Source organism: Kitasatospora putterlickiae (assembly GCF_039527695.1).
Taxonomy (GTDB): domain Bacteria; phylum Actinomycetota; class Actinomycetes; order Streptomycetales; family Streptomycetaceae; genus Kitasatospora; species Kitasatospora putterlickiae.
Map to the genome: position 1 here is coordinate 6398 of NZ_BAAAKJ010000076.1, position 5855 is coordinate 12252.

Here is a 5855-nt window from a genome sequence, read left to right on the forward strand (position 1 = left end):
GCGGCGGCCGGGTCGGGGGCGATGTGGCACCAGACGAACTTGCCGACGCCGCCGACGCGGGGGCAGCAGCCCCACTGGGTGGCCAACTCGTGGACGAGGAGCAGGCCTCGGCCGGCCTCGTCGGAGTCGGAGGCGGTGCGGAGGGTGGGCTTCTCGCTGTCCGCGTCGTGGACCTCGATTCGGAGGGTGAGGTCGGGGGCGAGGTGGAAGCGAACGAAGATCAGCCGGTCGCGCGGGGTGCCGGCGTGCTGGACGGCGTTGGTGACGAGCTCGCTGACCAGCAGCTCGCCGGAGGGCAGGAGGAGTTCGCCGGAGGGGTGGGGGTGGAGGAAGGAGCGGAGCTCCTGGCGGGCGATGCGGGGCGACTTGCGGTGCCGGGGCAGCCAGCAGGTCCGCTCGGCGGGGGTGGGGGAGACGGTTTCAGGCATGGCGGAGCCACCTCGGGTCGGTCTGGGTGACGGCAGCTGAAGCAGGCATGGGGATGCCCGGTGAACGGCCCGCATCATCACAACGTGTCGACTGGCGGACTACGTTGAGTAGCATGCTCCTGGGGGCTTCTAAAGTGCAAGTCCCTACTTTGGAAGTGATCAAAGATTGTTGTCCCAGGCCGAGGAGCGGCAGACTGGCAGCGCACAGACGCTGGGAGGTTTCGCGTGCCGGTGAACAGGAATCCGACGGTCCGACAGCGGAGGCTTGCTCGAACTCTCAAGGAGATGCGGCTTGCTGCGGATATGACGATCGCTCAATCGGCCAGGCAGCTGGCCTGCGCCGAGAGCAAGATCAGCCGGATCGAGGCCGCGCAGTCCGGAATCAGACTGGTGGACCTCAGGCTCTTGCTGGACCTCTACGGGGTCGTGGAGCAGGCGAAGCGCGGCCAGCTGGAGGACTTGTCCCGGGACGGGCGGCTGCGTGGCTGGTGGGACAGGTATTCCGACACCCTGTCACCGCTGTATGCCGACTACATCTCGCTGGAGGCCGATGCCTCCGACGCCTACAGCGTGGAGACCTTCCTGATCCCGGGCCTCCTGCAGACGGAGGACTACACCCGGGCCGTAGTCCGGGCGCAGATAGAGGACGCTGACGTTGAGCAGGTGGAACGGCTGACGAAGGTCCGGCTGGAGAGGCGCTCGGTACTGACGCGAGAGTCTCCGCTCCGGCTGTGGGTTGTGCTGTCGGAGTCTGCGCTGAAGCACCAGATCGGTGGGCGGGCGGTGATGCGGGAGCAGCTCGACTACCTGGTCGCCATGGCGGATCAGCCGAATATCAACATCCAGGTGCTGCCGGAGGAATCGGACGTCCATGCCGCGCTGTTCGGCCCGTTGGTGATCCTCAGCTTCCCCGAGAGCACCGAGACGGACGTCGTCTATGTGGACAGCCTCCTCAGCACGCTCTACATCGAAGAGCCGGGAGAGGTCTTCAACTACTCCAACCTGTTCCGGCGGGCGCTGGCCGAAGCCCTGCCGCGCAAGGAATCAATCGCGCTCATTAAGCGCATCGCGAAGGGAAATCACAGCGATGAGTAGCATCCTCCGGGGTTCGGCCACTGCTGACCTGATCTGGCGGAAGTCCTCATACTCCGGCGCGCAGAGCAACTGTGTCGAGGTGGCTGGTGGAGCGACCGGTGTTGTGCCGGTGCGCGACTCCAAGGATCCGGGCGGGCCGGCGTTGATGTTCGGTGCTGATGCTTGGGCTTCGTTCGTGGCCGGCGTCAAGGACGGGGAGTTTCCTACCGGCTGACATGACAGAGGTGCCCCGCCCGGCGCGAACGCCGGGCGGGGCACCTCCTTGATCTTCTTCTGTCTCTAGAAGTCGTCGTCGAAGGAGACCGAGCCCTCGACGGCGACCTGGTAGGCCGACACGCGGCGCTCGAAGAAGTTGGTCAGCTCCTGGACGTTCTGCAGTTCCATGAAGCCGAACGGGTTCGTCGAGCCGTAGCGGACCGGGAGGCCGAGGCGGGCGAGGCGCTGGTCGGCGACGGCCTGGAGGTACTCGCGCATCGACTCGGTGTTCATGCCGGGCAGGCCGTCGCCGCACAGGTCCTGGGCGAACTGGAGCTCGGCCTCGACGGCCTCCTCCAGCATCTCCGTGACCTGCTTCGCCATCTCCTCGTCGAAGAGGTCGGGCTCCTCCTCGCGGACGGTGTCGACCACCGACATCGCGAAGTCCATGTGCATGGACTCGTCGCGGAACACCCAGTTGGTGCCGGTCGCCAGGCCGTGCAGCAGACCGCGGCTGCGGAACCAGTACACGTACGCGAACGCGCCGTAGAAGAACAGGCCCTCGACGCACGCCGCGAAGCAGATCAGGTTCAGCAGGAAGGCCCGCCGGTCCTCCTTGGTCTGCAGCGAGTCGATGTGGTCGACCGCGTTCATGTACTTGAAGCAGAACTGGGCCTTCTGACGGATGGAGGGGATGTTCTCCACCGCGGCGAAGGCCGCGTTGCGGTCCTCCGGGTCGGGCAGGTAGGTGTCCAGCAGCGTCAGGTAGAACTGGACGTGCACGGCCTCCTCGAACAGCTGGCGGCTCAGGTAGAGCCGGGCCTCCGGGGAGTTGATGTGCTTGTACAGGCTCAGCACCACGTTGTTGGAGACGATCGAGTCCCCGGTGGCGAAGAAGGCGACCAGCCGGCCGATGAGGTGGCGCTCGCCCTCGCTGAGCTTCGCCAGGTCGGCGACGTCGGAGTGCAGGTCCACCTCCTCGACGGTCCAGGTGTTCTTGATCGCGTCGCGGTACCGGTCGTAGAACGACGGGTAGCGCATCGGGCGCAGGGTCAGCTCGAAGCCGGGGTCGAGCAGCATCTTGCGGTCGTCGTCGGACATTACTGGCAGGCCTCGCAGGACTCGGGGTTCTCCAGGGAGCAGGCCAGCGCGGCCTCTTCCTCGGGGGTGAGGGTCGGGGCGTTCACCGGCACCGGCGCGGCGGCGCGGGCGGTGCCCGAGGCGGCCTGGGCGATCCGGGTGGCCGGGCGCGAGCGCAGGTAGTAGGTCGTCTTCAGGCCGACCTTCCACGCGTACGCGTACATCGAGCTGAGCTTGCCGATGGTCGGCGCGGCCATGAACAGGTTCAGCGACTGGCTCTGGTCGATGTACGGCATGCGGGCCGCGGCCAGGTCGATCAGCGCGCGCTGCGGCAGCTCCCACGCCGTGCGGTACAGCGAGCGGATCTCGGCGGGCAGCCAGCCGAGCTCCTGCACCGAGCCGTTGGCGTCGCGCAGCGCGTCGCGGGTCTGCTGGTCCCAGACGCCGATCTCCTTGAGGTCGCGCACCAGGTACGGGTTGACCTGGAGGAACTCGCCGGAGAGCGTCTCGCGCTTGAACAGGTTGGACACCTGCGGCTCGATGCACTCGTACACGCCGGCGATGGACGCGATGGTCGCGGTCGGCGCGATCGCGAGCAGCAGCGAGTTGCGCAGGCCGGTCCCGGCGATCCGGGAACGCAGCGCGGCCCAGCGGTCGGCCCACTCGGGGGCGGCGGAACCGAAGTGGTCGATGTGCAGCTCGCCCCGGGCGGCGCGGGTCTCGCCGTACGCCTCGTGGCGGCCCAGCTCCTCGGCCAGGTCGGCGGAGCGCTCGTAGGCGGTGAGCATGATGCGCTCGGCGATGAGCGTGGAGAGCGTCTTGGCCTCGGCGGAGTCGAAGTCGATCCGCAGCTGGAAGAAGACGTCCTGCAGGCCCATCACGCCGAGGCCGACCGGCCGCCAGCGGGAGTTGGAGGCGCCGGCCTCGGGGGTCGGGTAGAAGTTGATGTCCACCACGCGGTCGAGGAAGGTGACGGCGGTGCGCACGGTGGCGTCCAGGCGCTCCCAGTCCATCGCCTTCAGCAGGTCGCCGGCCGACGCGCCGGGGGCGACGTGGGCGCCGAGGTTGACCGAGCCGAGGTTGCAGACGGCGGTCTCGGAGTCGTCGGTGACCTCCAGGATCTCCGTGCAGAGGTTGGAGGAGTGGACCGTGCGGCCGGGCAGCGCGGTCTGGTTGGCGGCGCGGTTGGAGGCGTCCTTGAAGGTCATCCAGCCGTTGCCGGTCTGCGCCAGGGTGCGCATCATCCGGGCGTAGAGGGTCTGCGCGGGGATGGTGCGCACGGCCTTGCCGGCCAGCTCGGCCTTGAGGTAGGCCTCGTCGAACTCCTCGCCCCACAGGTCGACCAGCTCGGGCACGTCGGCGGGGGAGAACAGCGACCAGTCCGCGTTGGCGTTGACCCGGCGCATGAACTCGTCCGGGATCCAGTGCGCCAGGTTGAGGTTGTGGGTGCGGCGGGCCTCTTCGCCGGTGTTGTCGCGCAGTTCGAGGAACTCCTCGATGTCCGCGTGCCAGGTCTCCAGGTAGACGCAGGCCGCGCCCTTGCGGCGGCCGCCCTGGTTGACGGCGGCGACCGAGGAGTCGAGGGTGCGCAGGAACGGCACGATGCCGTTGGACTTGCCGTTGGTGCCGCGGATCAGCGAGCCGCGCGAGCGGATCCGGGAGTAGGACAGGCCGATGCCGCCGGCGTGCTTGGACAGGCGGGCGATCTGCGCGTAGCGGGAGTAGATCGAGTCCAGGTTGTCCAGCGGGGAGTCCAGCAGGTAGCAGCTGGACATCTGGGGGTGCCGGGTGCCGGAGTTGAAGAGGGTCGGCGAGGAGGTCAGGTACTCCAGCCGGCTCATCAGGCGGTACAGCTCGGCGACCTCGGCGACCGACTGCTCGGTGTCGCCGACCGCCAGGCCACAGGCGACGCGGAGCAGGAAGTACTGCGGGGTCTCGACGACCTTGCGGGTGATCGGGTGGCGCAGCAGGTACCGGGACTGCACGGTGCGCAGGCCGAAGTACTCGAAGCGGTCGTCGCCGGCCGGGTCGACCAGGGCGTCCAGGGCGGCGGTGTGCTTGGCGACGAAGGCGGCGGTGGTGTCGCCGATCAGGCCCTCGGCGTGGCCGACCGCGATCGAGGTGGAGAACGAGACCACGCCCTGGCTCGCCGCCTCGTCCACGATCTCCAGCGCGAGCAGCCGGGCCGCGAGCTTGGAGTACTGCGGGTCCTCGGCGATCATCGACGCGGCGGCGTCGACGGCCAGTCCGCGCAGCTCGGCGAAGTCCGAGCCGGCGTGGCGGCCGCGGAGCGCGGCGGCGGCGACATGGCCGGGGTCGACCTGGGGGAGGTCGGCGCTGCGGTCGGTCAGGAGGCGCAGGAGCGCACCGCCGGGGTCGGAGACCGTCGGGTCGGCGGGGGCGGAGCTGGAACCCTGGGCGGGCAGGGCGGCTGAGGCGGCGGTGGTCAAGGCGCTCTCTCCTGGCGGCGGTCGGCGGCGTGGCTCTGGCGACCGGGCCGTTCGGGGCAGGGGAGCTCGCCGCACGGGCCCGGAGGCGTCGTGCGCGTGTCGTCCCCGGCCCGCCCGCGAGGCCCGGAAGGTGGTGCTGGTGCCATGGCCCCTGCGGGGAGGCGTCGGCACGCCGTCGGCAGGTACTCGGACTCGCGGAGCCCCCGGGGAGGCGGCCGCACACCGCTGCGGGGCAGTCCCGGACTCGCACCGGGTTCCCCTGCGTCGACAGCAGGAGTGAGCATACATCTAGTGGTGCTCGCTCGATGCGACACCACATGTTGTGCAGCGTGGCGTGTTGCTTCGATGGCCAGTGGTACGGGGGCGGGGGCCGCGAGGGGCCGTGGCGGGGTCCGTTCTGAAACGGATTGGTCACCGGGACGGTCCCTCGTCGGGTGCATGCCCTACGATCTCGGCACATGAGCGAGGGAACGGGCGCTCCGGGGGACTGGGCCGGTAGGGCCGTGCCGCCGGAGCAGGGTCAGCAGCCTGGCGCGCCGGGTCAGGTGCCGCAGCCGGGGCAGGTGCTCGTCGTCCGGACGGACCTGCCGCAGCTGGGTGGCGAGGT

Annotated in this window: 5 protein-coding genes and 1 riboswitch; of the genes, 2 read left to right on the plus strand and 3 right to left on the minus strand. The window is 69.3% G+C overall.

Translation table 11 applies throughout. From position 1 onward, the window contains the following. A partial coding sequence (locus ABD308_RS08745) for an ATP-binding protein (protein ID WP_344330285.1) occupies positions 1 to 428 on the minus strand: 428 nt, incomplete at its 3' end. Positions 429 to 659: 231 nt separating this feature from the next. On the opposite strand from ABD308_RS08745, the gene ABD308_RS08750 reads away from it, so the two are divergent. Both ABD308_RS08750 and ABD308_RS08755 read left to right on the plus strand, forming a co-directional pair. Continuing rightward, the gene (locus tag ABD308_RS08750; RefSeq protein WP_344330331.1) at positions 660 to 1523 is read left to right on the plus strand and encodes a helix-turn-helix domain-containing protein; all 864 of its coding nucleotides are present in this window, start codon (positions 660 to 662) and stop codon (positions 1521 to 1523) included. After that, positions 1516 to 1737, plus strand: a complete 222-nt coding sequence (locus tag ABD308_RS08755; RefSeq protein ID WP_344330295.1) for a DUF397 domain-containing protein — start codon at positions 1516 to 1518, stop codon at positions 1735 to 1737. The genes ABD308_RS08750 and ABD308_RS08755 overlap by 8 nt, the downstream gene beginning before the upstream one ends. Before the next feature lie 65 nt (positions 1738 to 1802). Here the strand turns inward: ABD308_RS08755 and ABD308_RS08760 are convergent, their stop codons facing one another. Continuing rightward, on the minus strand, positions 1803 to 2819 hold the full coding sequence (locus tag ABD308_RS08760; protein ID WP_344330319.1) for a ribonucleotide-diphosphate reductase subunit beta: 1017 nt from the start codon (positions 2817 to 2819) through the stop codon (positions 1803 to 1805). Continuing rightward, positions 2819 to 5224 carry a ribonucleoside-diphosphate reductase subunit alpha gene (locus ABD308_RS08765; protein ID WP_344330333.1) on the minus strand — a complete coding sequence of 802 codons (2406 nt, stop codon included), beginning with the start codon at positions 5222 to 5224 and terminating at the stop codon, positions 2819 to 2821. The genes ABD308_RS08760 and ABD308_RS08765 overlap by 1 nt, the downstream gene beginning before the upstream one ends. A gap of 184 nt (positions 5225 to 5408) precedes the next feature. Beyond that, positions 5409 to 5536, minus strand: a riboswitch (cobalamin riboswitch). Positions 5537 to 5855: the final 319 nt, after the last annotated feature.